Source organism: Pseudoxanthobacter soli DSM 19599 (assembly GCF_900148505.1).
Classification (GTDB): domain Bacteria; phylum Pseudomonadota; class Alphaproteobacteria; order Rhizobiales; family Segnochrobactraceae; genus Pseudoxanthobacter; species Pseudoxanthobacter soli.
In genome coordinates, this window is record NZ_FRXO01000001.1 from 17,232 (window position 1) to 42,171 (window position 24,940).

A 24,940-nucleotide genomic window follows, 5' to 3' on the forward strand; every position below is an offset into this window, starting at 1 on the left:
CAGAGTCGGGCGCAGAGGAAAACGGAAACCTGGAGAGAAGACGTGGATCGTCTGGCGAGGCCCTATGATCTGGCGGTGCGGCTGCGTGGCGGCGAGGTTGTTCTGACGGCGTGGTCGACCGCCTTCACCGCTCCCGGCGTGATGGCGGAACTCGCCGCGGCCGGCTATCCGGCGATCACGTTCGACATGCAGCACGGCATCCACAACATCGCGACGCTCGCCGATGCGATTCCCCGCGTCGTCGCCCACGGCACGGCGCCCATCGTGCGCGTGCCGGTCGGCGACTTCGCCTCCGCCAGCCGCGCGGTGGACTACGGCGCCACCGCCGTGATCGCGCCGATGATCGATTCGGCCGAGGACGCCCGCCGCTTCGTCTCCCATGTGAAATATCTGCCGCTCGGCCAGCGCAGCTGGGGCCCCGCGGCCAGCATGCGTCTTGCCGGCGTCAGCGATCCCGCCGCCTGGCTTGCCGGCGCCAACGACGCGACGCTCGCCTTCGCGATGATCGAAAGCCGCCCGGCGCTCGACGCGCTCGACGACATCCTGCGCGTTCCCGGCCTCGACGGCGTGTTCATCGGCCCGGCCGATCTGTCGATCGCGCTGACCAACGGCGCGCGGTTCGCGCCCTCGGCCGAGGAGACCCAGGAGACGGCGGCCCGCGTCGCCGCCAAGGCCGTCGCGGCCGGCAAGCTCGCTGGAGCGTTCGCGGTCAGCACGGCGGATGCGAAACGCGCCGCGGCGGCCGGCTTCCGGCTGATCGCGCTCGGCGTCGATTTCGCGCTGCTGCACGAAGCCGCCCGCGCGACGCTGGCCTCGTTCGCGAGCGACGGCACGGCGGCGAAGGGCGGGCGCGGCGGCTACTGAGCCCGTCTGCCTCGGCAAAAAACGGACAGGCGGCGGCGGTCGTTACCGCGGCCGCCTTTTTCATGACGGTCGCGGCTGCGAAGCCGCATCGAACCGGCGCAGGCTGCCGCCCGCTCAGTGGGCGCGGGCGATGGAGAAACCGATCACGTCGATGAGGGCGTCGCGCTGGGGCGTCTGCGGCAGGCCGGCGAGCGCCTCGCGGGCCGCGTCGCCATAATGATGGGCGCGGGCAACGGTGGCGGCGATGGCGCCGTGCTTTTCGATCAGGCCGAAGGCGCGCTCGAGATCGCCGTCGCGGATCTCGCCGCCCTCGATGCAGCGGCGCCAGAACGCGCGCTCCTCGTCGTTGCCGGCGCTGAACGCGTGGATCACCGGCAGCGTGATCTTGCCCTCGCGGAAGTCGTCGCCGACATTCTTGCCGAGCGCGCCGGACGAGCCGCCATAGTCGAGCGCGTCGTCGACGAGCTGGAAGGCGAGGCCGAGATTGAGGCCGTACAGCCGGAACGCCTCGCGCTCGGCGGCCGACGCCCCGGCGATCACCGGGCCGACCTCGGCCGCCGCCGCGAACAGCGCGGCCGTCTTGGCTTCGATCACCTGCAGGTAGGTCGATTCTTCGGTGTCGAGGTCCTTGGCGGCGGCGAGCTGCATCACCTCGCCCTCGGCGATCACCGCTGCGGCGTTCGACAGGATCGCGAGGCATTCGAGCGAGCCGGTCTCCACCATCATCTTGAAGGCCTGGCCGAGCAGGAAGTCGCCGACGAGCACGCTCGCCTGGTTGCCCCACACCATCCGCGCGGCCGGCTTGCCGCGCCTGAGGTCGCTCTCGTCCACCACGTCGTCATGCAGCAGCGTCGCCGTGTGCATGAACTCCACGCTGGCGGCGAGCTTGACGTGCCCTTCGCCCGGATAGCCGAAATGCGCGGCGGCGGCGAGCGTCAGCATCGGCCGCAGCCGCTTTCCGCCCGAGCTGATCAGGTGGTTGGCGACTTCCGGGATCATCTGGACGTCGGATCCCGTGCGCGACAGGATCGTGGCGTTGACCCGTTCCATGTCCGCGGCGACCAGCCCGACGAGCGCGTCGATCCCGCCGGCACGGGACGTGCCGCGAGGTGACGGCGAATTCGGTTGAGTCTGGACCGCACTGAAAGAGGCCACGCGGGCATTCTCCTGATAATGTCCCGAACCGGCCGAACGATGCCGGCCCGGTTTCGGCGGCGAGGATAGGGAGCCTTGCCGATCCGGGCAAGGCCGCGGGCGAGGCCTGGAGCGGGGCCGAACGTCGCCGGCCCGCCTCGGTCCGCCGCCATCGTCTCCGGCGCCAGCACGGCGCCCGCTCGAACGCACGGTTGCAAGATGATCGAACTGCTCAGAACCAACGACCCGGTGACGCTGAATTTCATCGAGGTGTCATTGCGCGATGCGGGCATCGCACACCTCGTGCTCGACCGCAACATGAGCGTGATCGAAGGCTCCATCGGCATCCTGCCGAGGCGGGTGATGGTCCAGGCGGACGATCTCGACGAGGCGCGCGACATCATGCGCGATGCCGGCCTCGCGGCGGAACTGCCGGAACGGAAACCGTCGTGAGCGGAGAGGCCGGAGCGGCGCCCGGCGTGGAGCCGTCAAGCACGGCCGCGCGCGAGGGAACCGCGGACGTGACCGCGGCCTGCGCAGCCGGGGAGAGTACGGCCTCTGCCGACGCCACCGGCGACGCCTTCCTCGGCGGCCGGTTCCGCGTGCTCCAGCCGCCGCGCGGGCGGCACCGGTCCGGGCATGACGCCCTCCTGCTCGCCGCCTCCGTGCCTGAAGGCGCCACCGGGCGCTGTCTCGATCTCGGCGCCGGCGTCGGTGTCGCCGGCCTCGCCGTGGCGGTTCGCTGCCCCGGCCTGTCGGTCGATCTCGTCGAGATCGATTCGGAAGCGGCGGCGCTCGCACGCCGGTCGCTGGCGCTGCCCGCCAACGCCGCCCTCGGCGGCCGGGTCCGCGTCATCGAGGCCGATATCACCGTGCCGTCCGCGCTCGCCGCCGCCGGCCTCGAGCCGCACGCCGCCGATATCGTGGTGATGAATCCGCCTTTTTACGCCGCCGGCCGCGTGCGTGCCTCGCCCGATGCCCGCCGCGCCACGGCCCATGTTCTCGGCGAGGCGGGGCTCGATCCGTGGCTGCGCGCCGCCGCGCGCCTCCTGCGTCCCGGCGGCCTCGTGTCGATCATCTTTCCGGCATCGGGGCTCGACGAGGTGCTGGAGGGCTGTCGCGGCCGATTCGGCGCCGCCGTGGTGGTGCCGGTCCATGCCCGCGCCGATGCACCGGCGCTGCGGGTGATCGTGCGCGCCGTCGCCGGCTCGCGCGGGCCGATGACGCTGGCGCCGGGGCTGGTGCTGCACGACGGAACCGGCCCGCAGCCTTCCAATGCCGCGCGCGCCGTGCTCGAACAGGCCGCGCCGCTTCCCGGCCTGCCTGCGGTCGCGAACAAGGCCCGCTGACGACATCCGTGCGGCCGGCCGCACGCGGCCGTCGTCGTGTCGTGAAATCCGGTGATCGTCCGGCCCACCGGTCCTGCAAGGCCGAAACGAACCGCCTCTCAGCCGCTGAGCGGCGCGCTCTCCACCCACCACTCAGGACGGGCGTCGGCAATCTTCGCCGCGGCGTGCCGTGCCTCGCCGAGATCGGCGAACACCGCGAAGCACGTCGCGCCGGACCCCGAAAGCCGCGCGAGCAGCGCGCCGGGCATCGCGTTCAGCGCGGCGAGCACGCCGTCGATCGACGGTTCCAGTCGCCGGGCGGGCGGTTCGAGGTCGTTGCGGGTTTCCATCAGCCACGCGGCGAGATCAGCCGCGTCGCGCCAGGCGAAGCTGTGGTCCGGCACGGCGCGGGCCTCGTCCCGGTCGCCGGCGGCGAGCCCCAGCGTGCGGAACACCGCCGGCGTCGCGAGCATCGCGCGGGAATTGACCAGCACCACGGCGGCATCGGGCAGCGCCGGCAGGCGCTCGATGTCGTGGCCGGTGCCGCGGGCGCGCAGCGGCTCGGAATGCAGGCACATCGGCACATCGGCGCCGAGCGGGCCGGCGATCGCCGAAAGCGCCTCGTCCTCCAGATCGAGGTTCCACAGCCGCGTGAGCATCCGCAGCGCCGCCGCCGCGTCCGCCGAGCCGCCGCCGATGCCGGACGCCACCGGCAGCCGCTTCACGAGCCGGATCGCGGCGCCCTCGCGGCAGCCCGTCGCGGCGCGCAGCGCCTCCGCGGCGCGGATCACCAGATTGTCCGCGCCCGCGTCGAGGGCCGCGGCGAACGGACCCTCCACCTCCAGCGACAGCGTGCGCGACGGCTCCGCCGACAGCGTGTCGCTGACGGTCGGGAACGCCACCACGGTGTCGAGGTCGTGATAGCCGTCGTGACGGCGGCCGACGACGTGCAGCGCGAGATTGAGCTTCGCGCGCGCGGTCTCCGTCAGGAGGCCGATATTGGCGACGGCGTCCATGGTGGCGTTCATTCTGGCGTTCGTGCCGGCCGCAAACCGGCGCCGGCCGTCGTCACGGCGTCGCCGGCGGTGCGGCCGGGGCTGGGGCAGGGCTTTCCGCCGGTGCCTTCCCGGGCGCGTCGGGCGTGTCGGCGGGTGCCTTCGGCGTTTCCGGAACGGCCTTCGGGGCGGCATCATCAGCCACCGGCGGCGCCTTGGGGTCGACGTCCGGCTTGGTCTTGGCCGACTGGGTCGGTTCGGGGCCGAGCGGCGGCAGGCCGGATTTCAGCTTCTGCTCGATCTGCGGGGCGAGTTCCTTCGGGGGCTTCATGTCGCGGGCATGGGCCCACTGGAAGCGCGCCTCCACCGTGCGGCCGACGCGCCAGTAGGCGTCGCCGAGATGGTCGTTGAGGGTCGGGTCGTCCGGCATCAGGTCGACCGCCCGCTCCAGATAGGTCACGGCCTCGTCGAACTTGCCATGGCGGTAGAGCGCCCAGCCGAGGCTGTCGACGATCGCGCCGTCGGAGGGGCGCAGATCCACCGCCTTGCGGATCATCGCCAGCGCCTTGTCGAGGTGCACGCCCTGATCGGCCCAGGTGTAGCCGAGATAGTTCAGCACTTCCGGCTGGTCCGGGGAAAGCTTCAGCGCCTCCTCGAAGTCGGGCTCCGCCTTGTCCCACTGCTTGGTGCGCTCGTAGCTGATGCCGCGATTGTAGAACAGCAGCCAGTCGGCGGGCTCGGGATTCTTGATGAGCGCGATGCGGTCGCCGTAGACCTTGGCCGCGTCGGCGAACATGTCGTGACTGCGCAGCACCGCGCCCAGCGCCAGAACCGCGCCGGTATCGGTCGGGTCGCCGGCGATCACCTTCTCGAGCTGCTTGCGGGCGTCGTCGACCTTGTCGAGGGCGTTGAGGTTGAGGCCGATTTGGATCTGGCCTTCCCGGTAGAACGCCGAGGAGGGATCGAGCGCGCTGTAATAGCGGATCGCGTCCTTCGGCTTGTTCATCCGTTCATAGAGTTCGGCCAGCGCCACGGTGCCGAACTCGTTCTTCGGGTCGAGATGAAGCGCGAGGTGCAGATAGGCCGAGGCGAGCTCCGCGCTGCCTTCGCGCCCGATGGTGGCGCCGAGCGCGGCCAGCGCCGTCGCCGCGCCCGATTTCGCGTTCGGCACGATCGGCGGGCCGTTCTTGCCTTCCGCCACCTGCCGTTCGAGGCCCTGCACCAGCGGGCCGTCGTGCACGCCGTCGGCGAAGCGGTCGACCACCGAGTCCGCCTCGTTGCGGTCGCCGGCCCGTGCCAGCGCGCGCGCATAGGCCACGACCACGCGCGGCAGGCCTGGATCGCCGGCATAGGCGTCGCCGAGCCGCACCACGGCTTCGTGATGGTCGCCGAGCAGGTCGGCGATCAGGCCGCCGTTGTAGGTGGTGAAGGCCGCGAACATCTCCGCGTTGCTCAGCGCGTCGAGCGCCTCTAGCGCGGCCTTCTCGTTGCCGTCGGCCGCGTAGGTCCAGGCGATCACGAGCGCGTTGGTCAGCTCGATCAGCGGGCTGCGTGATTTTGCCGCGAGCGTTTTGCGGGCTTCCGCGGTCTTGCCCGCCTCGAAGGCGTCGACAGCCACCGTCAGGCGTCCGAGCCGGTTCACGTCCGTGGTCGGGCGCAGGTCCGGGGCGAGGGCGATGGCGGCATCCACGTCGCCGCTCGCGAGCGACAGCGTGAAGGTGCGTTCGATCAGGAGCGGGTTGGTCGGGTCTTCCGCGAGTGCGGAGCGGTAGAACGCCGCCGCGGCGGCGAGGTCCTGCTCGTCACCGGCCAGCCGCGCCGCCAGATAGTTGCCGGCCAGCGAATTGAGGCCGCCGAGCTCGGGCGGCAGGTCCGCCGCCGGCGCGACCTCGGCGAAGGCCGGGTGGATCGCCCCCGCGGGAACGGCGAGGAACGCGGTCGCCATCAGAAGCGCGGCGAGGCGGCGCCGGGACCGGGTTCGCCGGGCATCGGCGGACGGTGCGCGGGCGGACGGGCCGTGAACAGGAAACAGCGGCTTCATATCGGCGATATCTCGGGCGACACCTGGTGCATCCCTATAGGATGGCCCGCCGCGCGCCCCGCCGCAAGCCGGCCGATGCAATGCGAGGCGGCCGGAACATCACGGCTGCGGCACGGTCGCGTCACGCAAACGGCCGGTAGGGCTTGCCTTCGCAGGCGCGAAGTTGCATTCGCAAGCGCAACGAACACGATGTCTGGGAGACGTTCGGATGACGCGATGGGTGTACACCTTCGGCGGCGGCAAGGCCGAAGGCACCGCCGACCTCAAGAACCTGCTCGGCGGCAAGGGCGCGAACCTCGCGGAGATGGCCAATCTCGGCCTCCCCGTGCCGCCCGGTTTCACGGTCACGACCGAAGTCTGCACCTGGTACTATAGCCACGGCGAGGTCTATCCCGAAGACCTCAAGGCCCAGGTCGCGTCCGCGCTGGACCATATTTCCGCGATCACCGGCCGCCGGCTCGGCGACGAGGCCGATCCGCTGCTCGTGTCGGTGCGCTCCGGCGCGCGCGTCTCCATGCCGGGCATGATGGACACCGTCCTCAATCTCGGCCTCAACGACAGCACGGTGCAGGGTCTCGCGCGCTCTTCCGGCGACGAGCGCTTCGCCTACGATTCCTACCGCCGCTTCATCCAGATGTACGGTGACGTCGTGCTCGGCGTCGATCACGGCGAGTTCGAGGAGCAGCTCGAGATTTACAAGGACGAGAACGGCTACGTTCTCGATACCGATCTCACCGCCGAGGACTGGCGGACGCTGATCGAGCGCTACAAGGAAATCGTCGAGCGCCATCTCGGCCGGCCGTTCCCGCAGGATCCTACGGAACAGCTCTGGGGCGCCATCGGCGCGGTGTTCGGCTCGTGGAATTCCGCCCGCGCCATCACCTACCGTCGCATCCACACCATTCCGGAAAGCTGGGGCACCGCCGTCAACGTCCAGGCCATGGTGTTCGGCAACATGGGCGAGACGTCCGCGACCGGCGTCGCCTTCACCCGCGATCCCTCGACGGGCGAGAACGCGCTCTATGGCGAGTTCCTCGTCAACGCCCAGGGCGAGGACGTGGTGGCCGGCATCCGCACGCCGCAGAACATCACCGAGGCCGCGCGCATCGCCGCGGGTTCGAGCGACCCGTCGCTGGAACAGGTGATGCCGGAGGCGTTCGCCGCCTTCCGCGACATCTGCGCCCGGCTCGAGTCGCACTATCGCGACATGCAGGACATCGAGTTCACCATCGAGCGCGGCAAGCTCTGGATGCTCCAGACCCGCTCCGGCAAGCGCACTGCCAAGGCCGCGCTCAAGGTCGCGGTCGACATGGCGAACGAGGGCCTGATCACCCGCGAGGAGGCGATCGCCCGCGTCGATCCCGCCTCCCTCGACCAGCTCCTGCATCCGACCATCGATCCCTCGGCCGAGAAGACCGTGATCGCGGCCGGCCTGCCGGCCTCGCCCGGTGCGGCCTCGGGCGAGATCGTGTTCTCGTCCGACGAGGCCGAGCGTCTGAAGAGCGCCGGGCACAAGGTCATCCTGGTGCGCATCGAGACGAGCCCGGAAGACATCCACGGCATGCACGCCGCCGAGGGCATCCTCACCACGCGCGGCGGCATGACCAGCCACGCGGCGGTGGTCGCGCGCGGCATGGGCAAGCCCTGCGTCTCGGGCGCCGGCGCGGTCCGCGTCGACTACGCCGCCGGCAAGCTCACGGCGGGCGGCAAGGTGCTCAAGGCCGGCGATATCGTCACCCTCGATGGCGCCACCGGCGAGGTCTATGCCGGCGCGCTGCCGATGCGAAAGCCGGACCTCTCGGGCGACTTCGCCACCATCATCGCGTGGGCCGATGCCGTGCGCCGTATGAAGGTGCGCGCCAACGCCGAGACGCCGCTCGATGCCCGCACCGCGCGCGAGTTCGGTGCAGAGGGCATCGGCCTCTGCCGCACCGAGCACATGTTCTTCGATGAGGGCCGCATCGTCGCCGTGCGCGAGATGATCCTGTCCGACACCGAAGCCGGGCGCCGCACCGCGCTCGCCAAGCTCCTCCCGATGCAGCGCTCGGACTTCGTGGCGCTGTTCGAGATCATGGCCGGCCTGCCGGTCACGATCCGCCTGCTCGATCCGCCTCTCCACGAGTTCATCCCCCACACCGAGGAGGAGATCGCGGAGGTCGCCGAGGCGATGGGCGTCTCGCCCGCGCTTCTGAAGGAGCGGGCGGACGCGCTGCACGAGTTCAACCCGATGCTCGGCCATCGCGGCTGCCGTCTCGCCGTCTCCTATCCGGAGATCGCCGAGATGCAGGCCCGCGCGATCTTCGAGGCTGCCGTCGAGGCCGCCGCGAAGACCGGAAAGGCCGTGGAGCCCGAAGTCATGGTGCCGCTCGTCGGCCTCAAGGCCGAGCTCGACCTCGTCAAGGCGCGCATCGACGCCATGGCCGCGCTGGTCAAGCAGGAGACCGGCAAGGACTTCGCCTACAAGGTCGGCACCATGGTGGAGCTGCCGCGCGCGGCGCTGCGCGCGGGCGAGATCGCCGAGACGGCGGAGTTCTTCTCGTTCGGCACCAACGACCTGACGCAGACGACGTTCGGCATCTCCCGCGACGACGCGGCCTCGTTCCTCGGCGCCTATCAGGCGCGCGGCATTCTGGAGCGCGACCCCTTCGTCACCCTCGACCGCGAGGGCGTCGGCGAACTCGTGGCCATCGCCGCCGAGCGCGGCCGCAAGACCCGGCCCGACATCAAGCTCGGCATCTGCGGCGAACACGGCGGCGATCCCGCCTCCATCGCCTTCTGCGAGACGGTCGGCCTCGATTACGTGTCGTGCTCGCCGTTCCGCGTGCCCATCGCCCGCCTCGCCGCCGCCCAGGCGGCGCTGCAGGCCAAGCGCTGAGGGTTTTCAACGTTCGCACCGGCGGCCCGTGAGGCCGCCGGTGTGATTCAATCCGTCGCAGGATGCCGGATATCCCGCCGCGGCGATCCCATGCGAGCATGTCCGGGATTTCTTTGCGAACCGGCGGTTTCATCCGCCCGCAACGCGCTCGTCGCACTGTATCCTCGTGCGATCAGCCCGCCCTGGAAGGCCTTCATGATCCTGACCGACCGCGAGATCCGTCACTCCATCGAAACCGGCGCCATCGAGATCGTGCCGCGTCCGCCGGAGGAGGCGTTCGCGCCGACCAGCGTCGACCTCACGCTCTACAAGCGCGTGAAGGTGTTCCGTCCCCCGGCGGAAGATGAACCGGCGCCGATCGATCCGGCCGCGCCGGGCTACGTGTTCGCCGAAACCATTGACGCCATCAGCATCGGCGTGGAGATCGGCCCGGAAGGCTTCGTCATCCAGCCGCAGCAGCTCGTGCTGGCCTGGACCGCCGAGGCGGTGCTGCTGGTCCCGAGCGCCCGCATTGTCGGCCGCCTCGAGGGCAAGAGCGCGCTGGCGCGGCTTGGCCTCGCGGTCCACGTCACCGCGCCCACCATCCACGCGGGATCGAGCGGCCAGATCCAGCTCGAGATCGTCAATCACGGCCCGCGCCCCATCGTGCTCCGCGCCGGGATGCGGGTTTGCCAGCTCATCCTGGAACAGACCCTCGGCGTGCCCGAGCGCGGCTATGGCGGCCAGTTCCGCGGCCAGATCGGCTGATCGGCATCCTCGGACCGCGCGTTGTTTAGCCCGCAACGAAAGCCGGAAAGGTTCCCCGCACGGCCACCCCGGTCGCAAACAGACACAATCCGGGCGATCCGGTTAACTCCCCGTCAAGGTTAATATCAGCATTCTCGCCGGCAGGACGGATCGCGCGCTGGGCGCGGATTCGCCGGAGCCCGTTCCTTCGGATCGAAACGGTCCGACCGACGGGGCAGGCTCAAGCTTTTGAATCCGGAGCCGTTTTCCTCCCGGACGGGCGATGCCGTCCGGCCGGGAAGCGCTCCGGGCTTGCCGGGAGTTCTGCCGATGGAGTGGGTCGCCGCCCGTCCCGTGCTTGAGTTGACGGGTTCCCGGCATCATTGGTCGCGGCTTCATGTGCCGCGCCGCTCACCGAAGGCCCCGCTCGTCGCGCGCGGGCTCGCCACGGCGTCGGGCGTGGCCAAGCGCGTCCTTCTCGTCGCTCTCGCCCTGATGGCGCTGACCACGGAAGTCGCGATGCAGGACATCCGCGGTCTCGTCGCGGAAGCCGAGGCCGGCGAACCGCGCTGGGCGGCCCGCATCGTCGCCGCGCCCGCCGGCAGCACCCAGGCACCGACCTTCGCCTATGCCGACATGAACGGCCGCTCCCCGGCGGACCTCGCCATGGTGTCCGACCGGCGCGACGCCCCGGTCGCCGTCGCCGGGCTCGACGCCTTCGCCGGCCGCCTCGACAACGACGAACACGTCCAGCGCGTCGCCAAGGGCGCCCGCCTGATCACGCTCGCCGCCCGTGCCGACGACGGCGAGCCGGCCGCCGGCACCATCTTCCGGCCCGCGAGCTATTATGGCGAGATCGGCAACGAGGCGATGCCGCGCGTCGCCTTCGTGCGCACCCCGCCGCTGGCGCCGGAGGATCCGAAGGCGATGCTGGCGCTGCGGGAGCAGGAAAAGGGCGACCTTTCGATCACCGCCATCGACCGCGAGAAGCAGATCGCTGCGCGCACCGTCGCCGCCGCCAGCGCCTCCGTTGTCTCCGCCTTCGCCGCGTCGAGCGGCTTCGATGTCGAGGCGCCGTTCCGCGTTCTGCTCGGCGACAACGGCATCGAAATCCCCGACGAGGAAGAGGTCACGCCGGAGGAACTCGCCGTCGATCCCCATGCCTGGGCCGGCAAGCCGCTGCCGTTCGAGGTGGTGAAACCGGCCGAGCAGCAGTGCCTTGCCGAGGCCGTCTATTTCGAGGCCCGCGGCGAGCCGTTCGACGGGCAGGTGGCGGTCGCCGAGGTCGTGCTGAACCGGGTGCGCAATCCGGCCTATCCGAACACCATCTGCGGCGTCGTCTACCAGAACAAGAACCTCTACAACCGCTGCCAGTTCTCGTTCGCCTGCGATTTCATCCCCGACCGCGTGATACCCGGCCCGGCCTGGGATCAGGCGCAGCTCATCGCCCGCGAGACGACCGCCGGCCGGCTCTCGGTCCCCGGCCTCACCACCGCGACCCACTATCACGCCACCTATGTCCGGCCGCGCTGGGCGAGCCTGTTCAAGCGCGAGAAGCAGATCGGGCTGCACGTGTTCTATTCGACGTGGGGCGGCGGCTGGAGCTGATCGCCCGCCGCCGGCCGGACGTGTCCGCTGAGATACGCTCCGTCAGAGTTCCAGCTTGAACGGATGCCCCTCGAAGGCGTCGCGGCCCCTGCCGATGGCGGCGACCGCAGTCGACATCCGCCCGCCGCGGCCGAGCTGCGCGTCGGCGATCGCGACCAGCCGGCTGTTGGGCGTGGCCGAAGGCGAGGCCGCCCGCAGCGCCAGCGCGATCTCGCGCTCGTCGCGGGTCGGATTCAGAGCGCAGGCGGAAATGAACGCCGCGGCGGTCGAGCGGCTGATGCCGGCAAAGCAGTGGATCACCAGCGGCGCCTCGCGCGGCCAGCGCCCGACGAAATCGAGCAGCGCCTCGACGTGCTCCGCCCCGGGCGGCGTCATGCCCTCCGCCGGCGAGACGATGTCGTTGAACCCCAGGAACAGGTGATCCCCGGCGGCGATCGTCTTCGGCCGCACCACTTCCGTCTCGGCGTTGATCAGGGTGACGATGTGTCGGGCGCCCGTCGTCTCCACGACGTGATGGAGACGGGACAGCGAGCAGACATAGATCATGGCGACTTCTCTCGGCGCACGCCGGCGGCGCGGCCGGCGGGCGAGAGATAGTCCGCTTTGCGCCCGGTGGAAATGGACGTCCGCGCGAACCCGCGCGCCCCGCCATGCCGCAGGTTTCAGTGGCGGAAATTGATCGGCACGGTGATGGTGAGCTGCGCGTTGTCCATCTCGGCCGGGATGGGCGGGATCGAGGCCGAGCGAACCGCGCCGAGCGCGGCGGCGTCGAGGTCGGGATGTCCGGCCGAGCGCACCACGCTCGCGCTCAGCACGGTGCCCGAACGGTCGATGGTGAAGCGCACGGACGCCACGCCGCCGCTGGCGACGCCGGACGGGAACCGCTTCCGCCGCTCGATGGCGGCGCGCACCCGCGAGCCGAAATCCCGTGCCGCCGCGGCCGAAGCGGTGCGCGCGACCTGACTTGCCTCGCCCGCCGCCGCTTCGGAGTTGGCCGAGGCCCGGGGCGCCACGGTCTTGGTGGAGACGCGCGCGTCTGCGATGGCGCGCGGCTTTTCCTTCGCCGGCGGCTTGCGCACGGGCTCCGGCGGTTTTTCTTCCGGCATGGGCCGCGCCGGCATTTCCGGCGGCAGCGGCACGGCGGCGACCTCGGCCGTGTCGGCGGCGACCGCCGCCGGGTCGATCGCCTCGGTCTCCGTCACCGGTTCGGTCTCTACCGGCGTCGCCTCGGATGTCTCCGCCGTTTCCGCGTCGACGGCGGCCACGGTGTCCGGCGGAACGTCCGCCGTCGCCGTCGGGTCGACCGGCGCGGCGACCGTCTCGGCCTCCACCGCCTCGGACACCTCCTCGGGCGGCGTGATCTCCGAGACCGTGTCGAGGGTCTCGGAAGGACCGGCCGACTGGGCGGCGTCGGCGGACTCCAGCGCCTCGGCCTGTTCCATCGGCAGCGGCGGCAGTTCCATGGCGATGGCGGCCGCCGTCTCGCCGGCCGTCGGCGGCGGGGCAGGGCGCAGCAGCAGCGCGACGAGCGCCGCCGCATGGATCGCGAGCACCACGAGCCCGCACGCAAGCCAGCCGCGCACGCTCGACCGCCGCGAAAGCGTGCCGGCGAGCGCGGCGATATCGAGCGTGCCGTAGGGCCTGCCGGCATCGAGCGCGGCCATGGCATCGTTCCCCGTCGGTTGTTGAAGCAGGGGCCGCTTTGCAGCGGTCGCCGCCGGAGCGCTGTCCGAACTCATGGGATCATCAGATCCACCGGAAATCGCTCCGGATTCAAAAGCCTGAGCATATCCTTGCCGTTCAGATCGGTTCGACATGAACGGAATTGGCTCGGGCCTCGGCCGGCTGGCATCGTCGCCCGGCACAACGCCGGGCCGGCGCGCCCGCAGCGTTCCGGATGTCACGGCTGCGGCACGCTTTCGAGGCCGACGAGCGCGATCTTCAGATAGCCGGCCGCGCGAAGGGCGTTCATCGCCTCCATCAGGTCGCCGTAGGCGAGCGCCTTGTCGGCGCGCACGAACACCCGCGTCGTGCGGTCTCCCGCCGTGATCGCATCGAGCGCGCCGGCGAGCGCGCCCGCCGCCACGGTGTCCTCGCCGAGGTGGATCGCCCTGTCGGCGGTCACCGACAGGAAGATCGGCTTCTCCGGCCGCTGCGCCTGCGGTGCGTTGGAGGCGGGCAGATCCACCTCCACATCCACCGTCGAAAGCGGCGCGGCGACCATGAAGATGATCAGCAGCACCAGAATCACGTCGATGAACGGCGTGACGTTGATCTCGTGGGTTTCGGTGAGTTCGTCGTCTTCGCGGATGCGCGCGGCCATGATCCTCTCCCCGAATGTTCCTCGCCCCGAACGCTCTACTCGGCCGCGGCGCCGAGCGAATGGCTGCGGCGGCTCATGGGCTCGGCTTCCATGCGGTCGAGATCGCGGCTCAGCAGGCGTCCGAGGGCGGCGGAGGCGTCCGCGAGTTCCGCCTTGTAGCCGCCGATGGCGCGGGCGAAGTGATTGTAGATCACCACTGCGGGGATGGCCGCGACGAGGCCGATGGCGGTGGCGAGCAGCGCTTCCGCGATGCCCGGCGCCACCACGGCGAGGTTGGTGGTGTGCGCGTCGGCGATGCCGATGAAGGCGTTCATGATGCCCCACACCGTGCCGAACAGGCCGACGAACGGGGCGACGGAGCCGACGGTCGCGAGAATGCCGGTGCCGGCACCGATCCGGCGGGCCTCGCCGGCTTCGAGGCGGGCGAGCGCGCTGTCCACCCGTTCCTTGATGCCGGCGGCCGGCAGGCGTCCCGAAACGCGCATTTCCGCCACGGCGGCGGCACCGAGCAGCGCGGTCACGCCGGTGCCGTCGAGCGATTGCGCCGCGGCGGCGAGCGAGGGCGCGGCCGCGATCTGGCGCAGCCCGACCCGGACGCGCCGCCGCGCCCGCCGGAGCTCCACGCCCTTGTAGAGCGCGATGGTCCACGTGATGACCGAGGCCAGCGCAAGCCCGATCATCACCGCCTTCACCAACACGTCGGCGGCGAGGAACATCCCGATGGGCGAAAGGTCGTGCGGCAGCAGCACCGCCGGCCCCATCGGGTCCAGCGCGGCCGCGGACGGGGCGACGGCGGACGGGTCGAGCCCGTTCGCGGCGTGGGGCATCAGGGCGTCCACGCCCTGCGGCACGGCACCGTGGGGAAGTGCGCCCGGCGCGGCCGGCACCGCCTCGACCGGCATCGCGGTGCCCGCGCCGGCCGGCGTCGCCGCCCCGGCTCCGGTCGGCATCTGGCCGATGACCGAACCGCCCGGAACCGTCCCCGCCGCATCCGCGGACCCGGCCGCGGGGAGGGCGGGCACGGCCGCGGTCGGTGAGGAAGTGGCTGCCGTCGGTTCCATCAGCATTCATCCATCGGTTCTGGCCGGGCCGCCGGCCCTGTGCGCGTGCCGGACGGGCGTCGCCGCGAAGTCACGTCGCGCCGGGCGGGGAGTGTCCCGGCATCGCGTCCGTCATTTGCCGAACGGCACGTCCGCCTTCGACGACACGTCGATCCGGTCGAGACAGGAAAGCGCGGCACCGTCGGCGGCCGTGCAGGAGATCACGTCGTTGAGCAGCACCCTGCCGAACGAGCCGCATTCGACGCCGGCGACGTCGAACAGCTTCACCATGGTCTTGCCGGAGGCGATGGGCGCGGCTTCGACTGCCATCCGCTTGCCGACGACGCCCTTGTCGTCGAGCACGAACAGGTCGAGCTTCAGCGAGCGCAGCGACGGCCCCTTGCCGTTCTCGATCAGGAAATAGACCCGGCACGCGCCGCCCGAGGTCGGCTCCAGTTTGTTGAGTTCGAGCCGGATCGGCGCCGGCGTAGCGGCGGGCGCGTCCGTTGCCGCCTCTTGCTTGGCCGCCTCTTGCGTGACCGTGTCCTGCGCCGCCGCCGGCCCCGTCATCGCCGCCGCGGCGGCGAAGGCGAAGCCGGCGAGCACGGTTCGAAGCCGGCGAATCGTTGCCGCACCCCGGTCCACGGGGCACAGGCCCCCGGCCTGACGCACGGAACCGTCGCATTTGGACGAAGAGATTTCGGTGGATGCACGCGCCATCGGGTCGTTCTCTCGCCATGGATCCGGCTGCGCCACCGGGAGCCCTCACACGGACGTCGGCGACCGGGAGAACGGGCAGGGCGGTCCTGGGAAATGGATCGGCCGGGGCGCTCTCGCGGGATCGAGGCGGCGTCCAGGACCGAATATCGCCGGCCCGAGCGACCGAGCTTCAGCGTTGCCTGCCGGGACACTGTATAGAGGAAAGTAGTTTGTCAACTACGGTGGCCGATAACGGCGCAAAAACGTACAAAGGGCGTCTAATCTATAATTAGAAGTATTTTACTTTAAAGATCGGAGCCACGCGATCGGGTTGCTTCGAGTCTGGTTTTGCTTCCGGAGGGCAGCGTGTCGACACACCGCCATGGCCGCGCGAAACCGGCCGCGGCGCGAGGGCGTCGGGCGTGGACGAAAATTTTTTCTGGCGGATGCAATTCCGCAACGCTATCCAATGGTCGGGCGATACGGTAAACGCTTTTTAACGGTTCGGCGTGTATCGAACGTTGCGGGGGTTTCACGATGTCTCGATCCCGGGTTTCCCGCCGGGAAGGCGCATCGTAGGGATACGGTACTGCAATAGTGACAGAGAACGCACGACGGAACCAAACGGGCGCCGACGCCCTTAGCTCCGCCCGCCGGCAGCCGCTTCAGGCCGCCAGCGTGTCCGGTCAGACCGATTCCCTTCCTTCCCGCAGCGGCCGGGATCCGGATACACAACGCTCAGGCGCGGGCTTCGGTTTCAGCTTCGGCTCCCGGCTGTTCGGTTCGCGCTGTGCGGCGCTGTTCCTGCGCGGCGTCAGGGCCGCAGGTGCCTGCGCGGTGACCACGCTCGTCGCCGGCACCGTGTTCGCGGGCGCGCTCGCCGCGACGGCGAAGCCGGCCAAGGCCGAGACGCGCACGCTCAACCTCTATTATACGCACACCGGCGAATCCGCTCAGATCACGTTCAAGAGGGACGGCAAGTTCATTCCGTCGGGCCTGCGCCAGCTCAACCAGTTCCTGCGTGACTGGCGGCGCAACGAAGCCACCCGCATGGATCCCGCCCTGTTCGACCTCATCTGGGAGGTCTACCAGAAGACCGGGTCGCACTCGCCCATCCGCATCGTTTCCGCCTACCGGTCTCCGGCCACCAACAACATGCTGCGGCGTCGTACGCGCGGCGTGGCCAAGAACAGCCAGCACACCTACGGCAAGGCGATGGACTTCTACCTCGCCGACGTGCCGATTTCGAAGATCCGCGAGATCGGCCTCAGGATGCAGGTCGGTGGCGTCGGCTTCTACCCGACCGCCAACACCCCGTTCGTCCATCTCGACACCGGCAGCGTTCGCCACTGGCCGCGCATGACGCGCGAGCAGCTCGTCCGCGTGTTCCCGAACGGCCACACGCTGCACGTGCCGAGCGACGGCAAGCCGCTGCCCGGCTTCGAGGAAGCGCTTGCCGATTATGAGGCGCGCAAGAACGGCGAACGCCGCGCGATCGCCGCGATCGACAACAGCAAGGGCGGTTCGGGCGGCGGGTTCTTCGCGGCCTTCACCGGAAAGCAGCAGACCGACGACAGCCAGATGGTCCGGCCCGCACCGGGCAAGGGCAAGTTCTTCCTCGCCGCCCTGTTCGGCGGCGGCGCGGACGAGGAGGAAGACAACGCCTCCGCAGCGGCGGGAGACGACGAGGGCGGCGCTCCGGCGCCGGTCGCGGCTCCCGCGCCCGCCAAGGCGCCGGCCGCTCCGGCCGCAGCCGCGGTCGCCGCCTCCGACGCCGCGCTGCCGGGCGTGCGCAACGCGCTGCCGGGCACCTCGCTTGAGGCCGCGCCCGCCAAGGCCGCGCCGGCCGCCCAGTCCGACGATGACGAGACGCCGGCCGCCGTGCCGCCGCCGGCCCGTCCGGCGGCCCCGGGCTCAGATTCCATCGGCACCTTCGTCGCCGGAGCCCAAGGCATTCCGCAGCCGTCCGACGAGGAGCCGTCTCAGCGTCCGGTCGCCGTCGTTCCGATCCTGAAGCCGGCCGATGCGCCCGCCGCGCCCGCCGTCGCCGAGGCGGTGATGATCGCGGCCGCGCAGATGCCGGTTCCGCGTCCGCAGGACGCTCCGGCCGCGGCCGATGCCGCCGCTCCGGCCGATCAGGAAGCCGATCCCGCCGTGCAGGTCGCCGCCGCCTATGGCAACGTGCTGCCCGAGCCGCGTCCGGCCGGCGAGCCGGCCCCGGTGACGGCGCTTGGCTATGCCGGAAGCGCCGTCACCCCGCCGCCGACAGGCGACGGCGACGTGCTTGCGGAAACGGCGCGCGCGGTGCTGCGCGGCAGCCGCATCACCAGCCGCGTTCCGGCCGCCCTGCCGCCGGCCTCGCTGCCGCCCGTTCATGCGCCGCTCGGTGCGGCGCCGGCCGTCGCCGGACTTGCCGGCGGTACCGACGATCCGCTCGCCTTCCTTGGCGGTTCGGCCGGCGTTCCGTCGAAGACCGACCCGCGCCTCCTGTCCAACCAGGTCTCGGTGCGCTCCCAGACGTTCGCGCAGCTATCGAAGCCGGATTATCGCAGCCTGAACGCGCTTCTGGCGCCGCCGGCCTCGCCGATCGCCGCCGCCGCCATCGTGGCGTCCGACACGTTTGTCGTCGCCAACGCCCCGGCCGTCGATCACTTCTCCGGCGCCGCCGATCAGCCCATGACCGCGTCGCGCTGACGGCCTCGCGCTGACCACGCCGCCCGAGCCGATCCGTATCGGACAGAAGAAAGCCCCGGCCTCTCGCGAGGCCGGGGCTTTTTCGTGTGTCCGGTTTTGCGCGAATCCGCTCTTGCGCGTGTCCGGTTTCGCGACCGCCGGGCGGGTTTCAGGCCCGCGGCTGGCCCGGCTGCTGCGTCGCCTCGAACCGCACCGGCCGGCCGAGCGGCGGGGAGGTCAGCTCGCCCTCCCACATCGCGAAGCCGCCGCGCACGACGGTGCCGACGGGCCAGCCGGTCACCCGGCGGCCGTTATAGGGCGTCCAGCCCGCGCGCGAGGCGATCCAGCGGTCCTCGATCTCCACGCTGCGCTTCAGGTCGACGATGGTGAAGTCGGCGTCGTAGCCGAGCGCGATGCGGCCCTTGGCCTCGATGCCGAACAGGCGCGCCGGACCGGCGCTCGTCAGGTCGACGAAGCGGGCGAGGCTCAGGCGGCCCTGGGCGACGTGATCGAGCATGATCGGCACCAGCGTCTGCACCCCCGTCATGCCCGAGGGCGACTGCGGGTAGGGCTTCGCCTTCTCCTCCAGCGTGTGCGGCGCGTGGTCGGAGCCGAGCACGTCGACCAGAGCGCCGTCGAGCGCCCGCCACAGCGCCGCCCGCACCGCGCTGTCGCGCACCGGCGGGTTCATCTGCAGGCGGGTGCCGAGGCTCGCACCGTGCTCGTCGGTCGCCAGCGTCAGGTGGTGCGGCGTCACCTCGATGGAGGCGACATCCTTGTGGTCGACGAGGAAGGCCATCTCCTCGGCGGTGGAGATGTGCAGCACGTGGACGCGCGCGCCCACCGCCCGCGCGGTGGTCACCAGCCGGCGCGTGGCGATCAGCGCGGCCTCCGGGTCGCGCCACACGGGGTGCGACAGCGGATCGCCCTCCACGCGCAGCGGCTTGCGGGCTTCGAGCCGGGGCTCGTCCTCGGCATGCACCGCCACCCGGCGACGTGTCTTCGACAGCACCCGCGCCAGCGTCTCGTCGTCGGCGACGAGCAGGTCGCCGGTGGACGAGCCCATGAAGATCTTGATGCCCGCCGCGCCCGGCAGCCGTTCCAGCTCCGGCAGGTCGTCGACATTGCCGGCGGTCGCGCCCACCCAGAAGGCGAAGTCGCAGTGCATCCGCCCGGTGGCGCGGGCGACCTTGTCGGCGAGCGTCTCGGCGCTCGTGGTCAGCGGCTTGGTGTTCGGCATCTCGAACACGGCGGTCACGCCGCCCATCACGGCGGCGCGCGAGCCGGTGGCGAGGTCTTCCTTGTGCTCCAGACCCGGCTCGCGGAAGTGCACCTGGCTGTCGATCACGCCGGGCAGCACGGTCAGGCCCGTGCAGTCGCGGGTCTCGATCGCGGCACCTTCGACGGCGCCCAGCGCCACGATTCGCCCGTCGCGCACGCCGATATCGGCGGCGACGAGCCCGGCCGGCGTCGCGACCGTGCCGCCTTTCAGGACGAGATCGAAATGGGAGGGCATCCGCCGTCTCTCCTCTGCTGATGGTCGCGGCGCTTATAGCCCAAGCCCGCCGCGCGCGCGACCATGGCCGGTGCATCGGCCGGCGGCGGCTTGTCGTGGGCGTTCTTCTCGCGCGCCTTGCCCCTCCGCATCGCCTCGCTTATCTCCAGAAGGCAATTTCGGGGAGCAGCGAGCCCATGGGCGTCACCTCATTCTGCGTGCTTCGCGACCGGGCGGTCGTGCGCGTCGCCGGCGCCGATGCGCACCACTTCCTGCAATCCCTCGTCACCAGCGATCTCGATGTCGTGCGCCCGGCCGAACCGGGAACGCCGGGGCGGGCGGCCTTCGCGGCCCTGCTGACGCCGCAGGGCAAGATCCTGTTCGATTTTCTCGTCGCGGCCGAGCCCGGCGGCTGCCTCCTCGTCGATATCGCCGCCGCCTCGGTCGCCGCCTTCGTCAAGCGCCTCGCGATGTATCGCCTGCGCGCCAAGGTCGAGATCGCCGCCCTCGGCGACGGCATGGCCGTCGTCGCGGCGTGGGGCGGCCCGCCGCCGGACGAGGGCGTCGTGTTCGCCGATCCGCGCCTCGCCGACCTCGGCTTCCGCGCGCTGGTGGCGCCGGATCGCGTCCCCGCATTGGCGGCGGCAGGCGCCGAGGACGTCGGCGAAGACGCCTACCACGCCCACCGCATCGCCCTCGGCGTGCCGGAAGGCGGGCGCGACTTCGCCTTCGGCGACGTCTTCCCCCACGATGTCGACATGGACTGCCTGTCCGGGGTCGATTTCGCCAAGGGCTGCTATGTCGGCCAGGAAGTGGTGTCGCGGATGCAGCATCGCGGCACCGCGCGGCGGCGCTTCGTGCAGGCCGCTGCGGCCGGGGCGGCGAGCCTCCCTCCGGCCGGCACCGAGCTATCCGCCGCAGGCCGGTCCATCGGCATCCTCGGCTCATCGGCCGGTCCGCGCGGTCTCGCCCTCGTCCGGCTGGACCGCGCCGCGGAGGCGATGGCGGCCGGCGAGCCCATCCTCGCCGGAGATGCGGCCGTGGCGCTCGCGCTGCCGGCCTTCGCCCGGTTCGAATGGCCGCCGGTGGCGTCCGCGTCCGCCGGGGAAGGCTGAGACGTGGCCGACCGCCCCGGGGCGGCCCCGCGCGCGTGGCAGCGGATGCTGTCGGGCCGACGGCTCGATCTGGTCGATCCGTCGCCGCTCGATATCGAGATCGCCGACATCGCCCACGGGCTTGCCCGCGTCGCGCGCTGGAACGGCCAGACGGTGGGCGACCACGCCTTCTCCGTCGCGCAGCACGCGCTTCTGGTCGAGGTGCTGGTGCGGCGGATGCGGCCGGGCTGCGACCGGCGCACCCTGATGGGTGCGCTGCTGCACGATGCGCCCGAATATGTCATCGGCGACATGATCTCGCCGTTCAAGGCGGTGCTCGGCTCCGGCTACAAGCAGGTGGAGCACCGGCTGCTGGCGGCGGTGCACCTGCGCTTCGGTCTGCCGGCGGAACTGCCGGTGGCCGTGACGCGGCTGATCAAGCGCGCCGATCTCGCCTCGGCCTATCTGGAGGCGACCCGTCTCGCCGGCTTCGCGGAGCCGGAGGCACGCACGCTGTTCGGCGTGCCGCGCGGCATCGACCCCGATCTGCCGGAGATCGCCGGGCTGCTGGTGCCCTGTCCCGCCGGCGAGGTGCAGACCCGCTTCCTCGCCCGCTTCGCGGAACTCGACGCCGTCGGCTGAGTCTCGCCCCCGCCTGAATAACCCGGCGGTCCTCATGTGGCCGCATGCCGCTTTCCAGTGGAGCAATCGGCCGAGCCAAGTCACATCTTCGTAATGCGGCCGCCCCGCCGGGGATTCGGGTTTGCCCCGGCAGGCGACGATGGAAGATTATTCCCGACCGGTCTTCCGGGATTATTTCGGAGGACGCTCCGCACGGTCGGGAGTTGGCGTGTGAGGTTTGCAGCGGGAATTGTCGTTGGCCTTTGTCTGGCGGGTCTTTCTGCCGCGCAGGCGCAACCGACGACAAAGGGAACGACGGCGGTGGCGCTGCCCAACGATCTCGGCACGCGCGAGAACACGATCTCGCTCGAGAGCGTGCGGCTGACGTGGGAGTTCGGCATCCACCTCGGTGAGCCGGTCTACGGCGTCACGGGCCAGTACCGGATGCCCGCGGCATCCGCGCCGGGATATGCCACCATCACCAACGCATCGGTCTGCGCGGGGAACGGCGGCATCATGCCGGGCTCGAAACCGGCGCGGCTTTCGCCCGCGGATCTGTCCCCGGCCGCGTGGGCACAGGCGATGCGGGGTGTCGAGCTCCTGTCCTCGTCCGTGTTTCGCGTCGTGCTCGTCAACAACACCGGCGGGCCCAACACCCGCGTCTATCTCGACGTGAGTCCGGACAGTCTCGTTCAGGAAACCGGCTCGGAAACGGCGCTCAGCGTTCCCGCAAGCCCGTCATGGGACAGGCTCTTCCGCGTCTCCTCCGGGTCCCCGTCCGCCTCCGACCCCTGGCTCTCCGCCGCGCAGGCCAAGGCCATCTTCCAGCAAGGCGTGCATGTCCGGGAGGTGCGGCTGATCAGGCCCGAATTCGATCTGTCGGCGCTGCGCGGCGCCTACGATGCCCACCTGCGCGAGACCTGCACCGGCCCGGTGGCCGCCGCGCCCACGGACCGGAAAGAGAAAGGCGGCAAGGAAGCGGCCGCACCACGCAAGGCGGCATCCGCCCCGGCGCAGCAGCAGAACGCCGGCCCGAAATCGGCCGCCGCGCCGCCGCCGCTCGACATGAGCCTCTTCGGTCAGGGCAAGGCGGTTGCGTCCGGCGACACGGCCGGCAACACGGCCGTCGCGTCCGCCTCGTCATCGGCGCCGTCGGCGTCTTCCTCAGGCAGAGGCAAGGCGACCGCGAGCATGCTGCTGTTGATCGATGCCTCCGGCAGCATGCAGGGGAACCGCCTCGTCGAGGCCAAGCGTGCGGCGCGCGACGCCATCAAGCGTGCGGCGAGCGTCTCCGGCACGGAGTTTTCCGTCGCGAGCTTCTCGGGCGAATGTGCCAACCCGCGGATTTCGGTTCTGCCCTTCACCCGTGACGTGCGCGCGGCCGACCGTTTCATCCAGTCGATCGCCGCCAGCGGCGGAACCCCGCTCGGACCGGCGGTCTCCCACGTCAACCGCTTCATGGACGCCAGCCGGTCGAAGGATTCGAAGACGCAGATCATCATCCTGCTCGCGGATGGAGCGGATAGCTGCAACGACGTCGGCGAGCAGGTCGCCCGGCTGAAGCGCGAGGGCATCCTGTTCCGTCATGAAACCATCGGCCTTGAAACCGATGCCACGACATCGGAGCAGCTCCGGCAGGTCGCCGCCGCGTCCGGCGGCAGCTATCACCACGCCGACAGCGCGGAGAAGCTGGCCCAATCCTTCAAGGCCGCGACCGAAAACAGCCGGCTTCTCGACATGCTCGGCGGCTTCGGAAAGACGGATACGAAGCGCTCCGGCACATCGGGCCAGGGCAGTGTGAACTGGGATATTCTGAGCGGAACGTCGCAATGAGCTTTCGGAAAATCATGGCACCGGTGCTGTTCGGCGCCGTTCTCGTGGGCCTGTCCGCCACGGGCCCGGCCCGTGCCCAGCTCCCGCCCGAGGTCGAGGCCGACCGGCTGCTTCTCATCGCGCGGGACAGCATGGAGGCACAGGACTGGGCCAAGGCCCGCGATGCGTTCGAGGGCATCCTGGCACTCGGCATCGCGGTGCCGCCGGACTTTCACTATCACTATGCCCGCGCCCTCAGCCAGAGCGGCAGGCCCGTTCAGGCGAAGGAGGAACTCACCCTCTATCTCGGCAAGGCCGATCGCGGCAGCGAGACCTATCGCGATGCGCTCGCCTTGTTCAACACGGTCGATGCAGCGGCCAGGCGCATGGAAGAGGCCGAACGGAAGGAGGCGGCTGCCGCGGCGAGGAAGACAGAGGACGCGCGCAAGACCACGGCCCGGATCGCCGAGGCCGAGGCTGGCGATGTCGATGCGCAGGAAGTCGTCGGCACCTGGTACATGTACGGCACCAACGGGGTGAAGCGTGACTATGCGCAGGCCCGCAAGTGGCTTGAGCGTGCGGCGGCCCAGGAACAGGACATGGCGCTCGCCGGGCTCGCGTTCCTGTATGTGAACGGCTGGGGTGTGCCCAAGGATTTCGCCAAGGCACATGGCTACTATATCCGTGCCGCGCGCAAGAATAACGTTCATGCGCTGCATGGGCTCGGCGTCATGTATGCGAACGGTCACGGCGTCCGGAAGGATCCGGTCGTGGCGGCGCAATGGTATCGCAAGGGCGCGGAAGCCGGATCGACAGAGTCCATGAACAATCTGGCCGGCTTGTACATGAAGGGTGAAGGCGTGCCCCTGAACCGGGACGTCGCCTACGAACTTTATCTGAAGGCCGGCAAGCTGGGCCACAAAGGGGCGCAGAAGAATATCCAGACCCTGTTTGGCGGCTTCCACAACTGGAATTGAGGTGTCGCACGCCTTCCGGCGGAGGGGCTTCTCCGATCGACGGCAGACAGCAGATCCGAGGCGCGTCAGCGTCTGCCCGCACGCCTGGACGTCTCGGAGCAGACCGGTTCTCCCCGGGCGCCTGAGCGGCCGGGGAGACGTCCGGGCCGGCCGGACGGCCACGCCCCCGAAGGCCGCGCACGGGGCGTCCGCCGCCCGGTCCTTGCAGCCCGGTTTTGGCCGCCCGGTTCTGGTCGCGGACGCGCTTACTGCAGCGAGCCGTTGTCGTTCTTGTCGGCGGCTTTGAAGTCGGCGTTGGCCTGGTTCATGAATTCCGGCTTGGAAATCTTGCCGTCGCCGTTGGTGTCGACCTTCTTGAACATCTCGGGCGACATCACGTTCTTCGTCTCTTTCGGCGAGAGAGAGCCGTTCTTGTTGGTGTCGAGTTCGCCGAAGGCGGCCGACATGAAGTCGCCGAACTCGGTCTTGGAAACCGAGCCGTCGCCGTTCTTGTCGAAGGCAGACTTCTCCTCGGTGTTCATGGGGGCGGTCGCCGCCGGCGGGGCCGCGGGCGCGGTTTGCGCGTAGGCGGCGGCGGAGAAGCCGGAAACCGCGACGCCGCAGGCCAGGAGGGTGGAGAGGATCGTGCGTGCCAT

Annotated in this window: 21 protein-coding genes; 11 read left to right on the forward strand and 10 right to left on the reverse strand. The window is 70.5% G+C overall.

The features are described 5' to 3' along the window. Positions 1-42 precede the first annotated feature (42 nt). On the forward strand, positions 43-864 hold the full coding sequence (locus tag BUF17_RS00085) for an HpcH/HpaI aldolase family protein (RefSeq protein WP_210215369.1): 822 nt from the start codon (positions 43-45) through the stop codon (positions 862-864). A 114-nt stretch (positions 865-978) separates the two neighbouring features. Here the strand turns inward: BUF17_RS00085 and BUF17_RS00090 are convergent, their stop codons facing one another. Next, a complete protein-coding gene (locus tag BUF17_RS00090) occupies positions 979-1,947 on the reverse strand; it encodes a polyprenyl synthetase family protein (RefSeq protein ID WP_428977619.1) in 969 nt (322 codons plus the stop codon). 270 nt (positions 1,948-2,217) lie between these two features. Between BUF17_RS00090 and BUF17_RS00095 the strand changes: the two genes are divergently transcribed. Then, complete coding sequence (locus BUF17_RS00095) at positions 2,218-2,451, forward strand: putative signal transducing protein (RefSeq protein ID WP_073625211.1); 234 nt, start codon at positions 2,218-2,220, stop codon at positions 2,449-2,451. After that, a complete protein-coding gene (locus BUF17_RS00100; protein ID WP_244530711.1) occupies positions 2,448-3,347 on the forward strand; it encodes a tRNA1(Val) (adenine(37)-N6)-methyltransferase in 900 nt (299 codons plus the stop codon). Before BUF17_RS00095 ends, BUF17_RS00100 begins: the two co-directional genes overlap by 4 nt. A 98-nt stretch (positions 3,348-3,445) precedes the next feature. Here BUF17_RS00100 and BUF17_RS00105 read toward each other — a convergent pair whose 3' ends face one another. Beyond that, positions 3,446-4,354: a 4-(cytidine 5'-diphospho)-2-C-methyl-D-erythritol kinase gene (locus tag BUF17_RS00105; protein ID WP_210215370.1), complete on the reverse strand. Its 909-nt coding sequence runs from the start codon at positions 4,352-4,354 to the stop codon at positions 3,446-3,448. A gap of 40 nt (positions 4,355-4,394) precedes the next feature. Beyond that, positions 4,395-6,362, reverse strand: coding sequence for a tetratricopeptide repeat protein (locus tag BUF17_RS00110; RefSeq protein ID WP_073625212.1), 1,968 nt, complete (start codon positions 6,360-6,362; stop codon positions 4,395-4,397). Between the two features lie 208 nt (positions 6,363-6,570). Between BUF17_RS00110 and ppdK the strand changes: the two genes are divergently transcribed. From ppdK to BUF17_RS22805, 3 genes are all read left to right on the forward strand, one after another. Beyond that, on the forward strand, positions 6,571-9,237 hold the full coding sequence (gene ppdK / locus BUF17_RS00115) for a pyruvate, phosphate dikinase (protein WP_073625213.1): 2,667 nt from the start codon (positions 6,571-6,573) through the stop codon (positions 9,235-9,237). A gap of 195 nt (positions 9,238-9,432) precedes the next feature. After that, the gene (gene dcd, locus BUF17_RS00120; RefSeq protein ID WP_073625214.1) at positions 9,433-9,984 is read left to right on the forward strand and encodes a dCTP deaminase; all 552 of its coding nucleotides are present in this window, start codon (positions 9,433-9,435) and stop codon (positions 9,982-9,984) included. A 309-nt stretch (positions 9,985-10,293) separates the two neighbouring features. Beyond that, positions 10,294-11,571 carry a cell wall hydrolase gene (locus BUF17_RS22805; protein WP_084563689.1) on the forward strand — a complete coding sequence of 426 codons (1,278 nt, stop codon included), beginning with the start codon at positions 10,294-10,296 and terminating at the stop codon, positions 11,569-11,571. Positions 11,572-11,613: 42 nt separating this feature from the next. Here BUF17_RS22805 and BUF17_RS00130 read toward each other — a convergent pair whose 3' ends face one another. The 5 genes from BUF17_RS00130 to BUF17_RS00150 all read right to left on the reverse strand — a co-directional run bounded on the left by BUF17_RS00130 (position 11,614) and on the right by BUF17_RS00150 (position 15,654). Next, positions 11,614-12,117, reverse strand: a complete 504-nt coding sequence (locus BUF17_RS00130; protein ID WP_073625215.1) for a tyrosine phosphatase family protein — start codon at positions 12,115-12,117, stop codon at positions 11,614-11,616. 116 nt (positions 12,118-12,233) lie between these two features. Beyond that, the gene (locus tag BUF17_RS00135) at positions 12,234-13,235 is read right to left on the reverse strand and encodes a TonB family protein (protein ID WP_073625216.1); all 1,002 of its coding nucleotides are present in this window, start codon (positions 13,233-13,235) and stop codon (positions 12,234-12,236) included. Positions 13,236-13,471: 236 nt separating this feature from the next. Further along, positions 13,472-13,894 (reverse strand): TonB system transport protein ExbD, encoded by a 423-nt coding sequence (gene exbD / locus BUF17_RS00140; protein ID WP_073625217.1) that lies wholly within the window; start codon positions 13,892-13,894, stop codon positions 13,472-13,474. A gap of 35 nt (positions 13,895-13,929) precedes the next feature. Further along, complete coding sequence (gene exbB / locus BUF17_RS00145; protein ID WP_244530712.1) at positions 13,930-14,955, reverse strand: tonB-system energizer ExbB; 1,026 nt, start codon at positions 14,953-14,955, stop codon at positions 13,930-13,932. Between the two features lie 111 nt (positions 14,956-15,066). Then, complete coding sequence (locus BUF17_RS00150) at positions 15,067-15,654, reverse strand: Tat pathway signal protein (protein ID WP_139282355.1); 588 nt, start codon at positions 15,652-15,654, stop codon at positions 15,067-15,069. A gap of 816 nt (positions 15,655-16,470) precedes the next feature. On the opposite strand from BUF17_RS00150, the gene BUF17_RS00155 reads away from it, so the two are divergent. Continuing rightward, the gene (locus BUF17_RS00155; RefSeq protein ID WP_139282356.1) at positions 16,471-18,327 is read left to right on the forward strand and encodes a peptidoglycan L,D-endopeptidase MepK; all 1,857 of its coding nucleotides are present in this window, start codon (positions 16,471-16,473) and stop codon (positions 18,325-18,327) included. A 148-nt stretch (positions 18,328-18,475) separates the two neighbouring features. Here the strand turns inward: BUF17_RS00155 and BUF17_RS00160 are convergent, their stop codons facing one another. Next, positions 18,476-19,822 carry a dihydroorotase gene (locus BUF17_RS00160; protein ID WP_073625220.1) on the reverse strand — a complete coding sequence of 449 codons (1,347 nt, stop codon included), beginning with the start codon at positions 19,820-19,822 and terminating at the stop codon, positions 18,476-18,478. Positions 19,823-19,998: 176 nt separating this feature from the next. On the opposite strand from BUF17_RS00160, the gene ygfZ reads away from it, so the two are divergent. The 4 genes from ygfZ to BUF17_RS00180 all read left to right on the forward strand — a co-directional run bounded on the left by ygfZ (position 19,999) and on the right by BUF17_RS00180 (position 24,305). Next, entirely contained in the window at positions 19,999-20,916 is a 918-nt protein-coding gene (ygfZ, locus tag BUF17_RS00165; RefSeq protein WP_073625221.1) for a CAF17-like 4Fe-4S cluster assembly/insertion protein YgfZ, read from the forward strand. Between the two features lie 45 nt (positions 20,917-20,961). Beyond that, on the forward strand, positions 20,962-21,537 hold the full coding sequence (locus BUF17_RS00170) for a YfbR-like 5'-deoxynucleotidase (protein ID WP_073625919.1): 576 nt from the start codon (positions 20,962-20,964) through the stop codon (positions 21,535-21,537). 300 nt (positions 21,538-21,837) lie between these two features. Next, the gene (locus tag BUF17_RS00175; protein ID WP_073625222.1) at positions 21,838-23,349 is read left to right on the forward strand and encodes a vWA domain-containing protein; all 1,512 of its coding nucleotides are present in this window, start codon (positions 21,838-21,840) and stop codon (positions 23,347-23,349) included. 23 nt (positions 23,350-23,372) lie between these two features. Beyond that, on the forward strand, positions 23,373-24,305 hold the full coding sequence (locus BUF17_RS00180) for a tetratricopeptide repeat protein (RefSeq protein ID WP_175563578.1): 933 nt from the start codon (positions 23,373-23,375) through the stop codon (positions 24,303-24,305). A 245-nt stretch (positions 24,306-24,550) separates the two neighbouring features. Here the strand turns inward: BUF17_RS00180 and BUF17_RS00185 are convergent, their stop codons facing one another. Next, positions 24,551-24,940 (reverse strand): EF-hand domain-containing protein, encoded by a 390-nt coding sequence (locus tag BUF17_RS00185; RefSeq protein ID WP_084563696.1) that lies wholly within the window; start codon positions 24,938-24,940, stop codon positions 24,551-24,553.

Bases quoted from the DNA above. Each gene is read 5' to 3' on its own strand.
- ppdK (WP_073625213.1), top strand. From the start codon at position 6,571: ATGACGCGATGGGTGTACACCTTCGGCGGCGGCAAGGCCGAAGGCACC.
- BUF17_RS00105 (WP_210215370.1), bottom strand. From the start codon at position 4,354: ATGAACGCCACCATGGACGCCGTCGCCAATATCGGCCTCCTGACGGAG.
- ygfZ (WP_073625221.1), top strand. From the start codon at position 19,999: ATGGGCGTCACCTCATTCTGCGTGCTTCGCGACCGGGCGGTCGTGCGC.
- BUF17_RS00110 (WP_073625212.1), bottom strand. From the start codon at position 6,362: ATGAAGCCGCTGTTTCCTGTTCACGGCCCGTCCGCCCGCGCACCGTCC.
- exbB (WP_244530712.1), bottom strand. From the start codon at position 14,955: ATGGAACCGACGGCAGCCACTTCCTCACCGACCGCGGCCGTGCCCGCC.
- BUF17_RS22805 (WP_084563689.1), top strand. From the start codon at position 10,294: ATGGAGTGGGTCGCCGCCCGTCCCGTGCTTGAGTTGACGGGTTCCCGG.
- BUF17_RS00150 (WP_139282355.1), bottom strand. From the start codon at position 15,654: ATGGCGCGTGCATCCACCGAAATCTCTTCGTCCAAATGCGACGGTTCC.
- BUF17_RS00135 (WP_073625216.1), bottom strand. From the start codon at position 13,235: ATGGCCGCGCTCGATGCCGGCAGGCCCTACGGCACGCTCGATATCGCC.
- exbD (WP_073625217.1), bottom strand. From the start codon at position 13,894: ATGGCCGCGCGCATCCGCGAAGACGACGAACTCACCGAAACCCACGAG.
- BUF17_RS00095 (WP_073625211.1), top strand. From the start codon at position 2,218: ATGATCGAACTGCTCAGAACCAACGACCCGGTGACGCTGAATTTCATC.
- BUF17_RS00130 (WP_073625215.1), bottom strand. From the start codon at position 12,117: ATGATCTATGTCTGCTCGCTGTCCCGTCTCCATCACGTCGTGGAGACG.
- BUF17_RS00170 (WP_073625919.1), top strand. From the start codon at position 20,962: ATGCTGTCGGGCCGACGGCTCGATCTGGTCGATCCGTCGCCGCTCGAT.
- BUF17_RS00160 (WP_073625220.1), bottom strand. From the start codon at position 19,822: ATGCCCTCCCATTTCGATCTCGTCCTGAAAGGCGGCACGGTCGCGACG.
- dcd (WP_073625214.1), top strand. From the start codon at position 9,433: ATGATCCTGACCGACCGCGAGATCCGTCACTCCATCGAAACCGGCGCC.
- BUF17_RS00185 (WP_084563696.1), bottom strand. From the start codon at position 24,940: ATGGCACGCACGATCCTCTCCACCCTCCTGGCCTGCGGCGTCGCGGTT.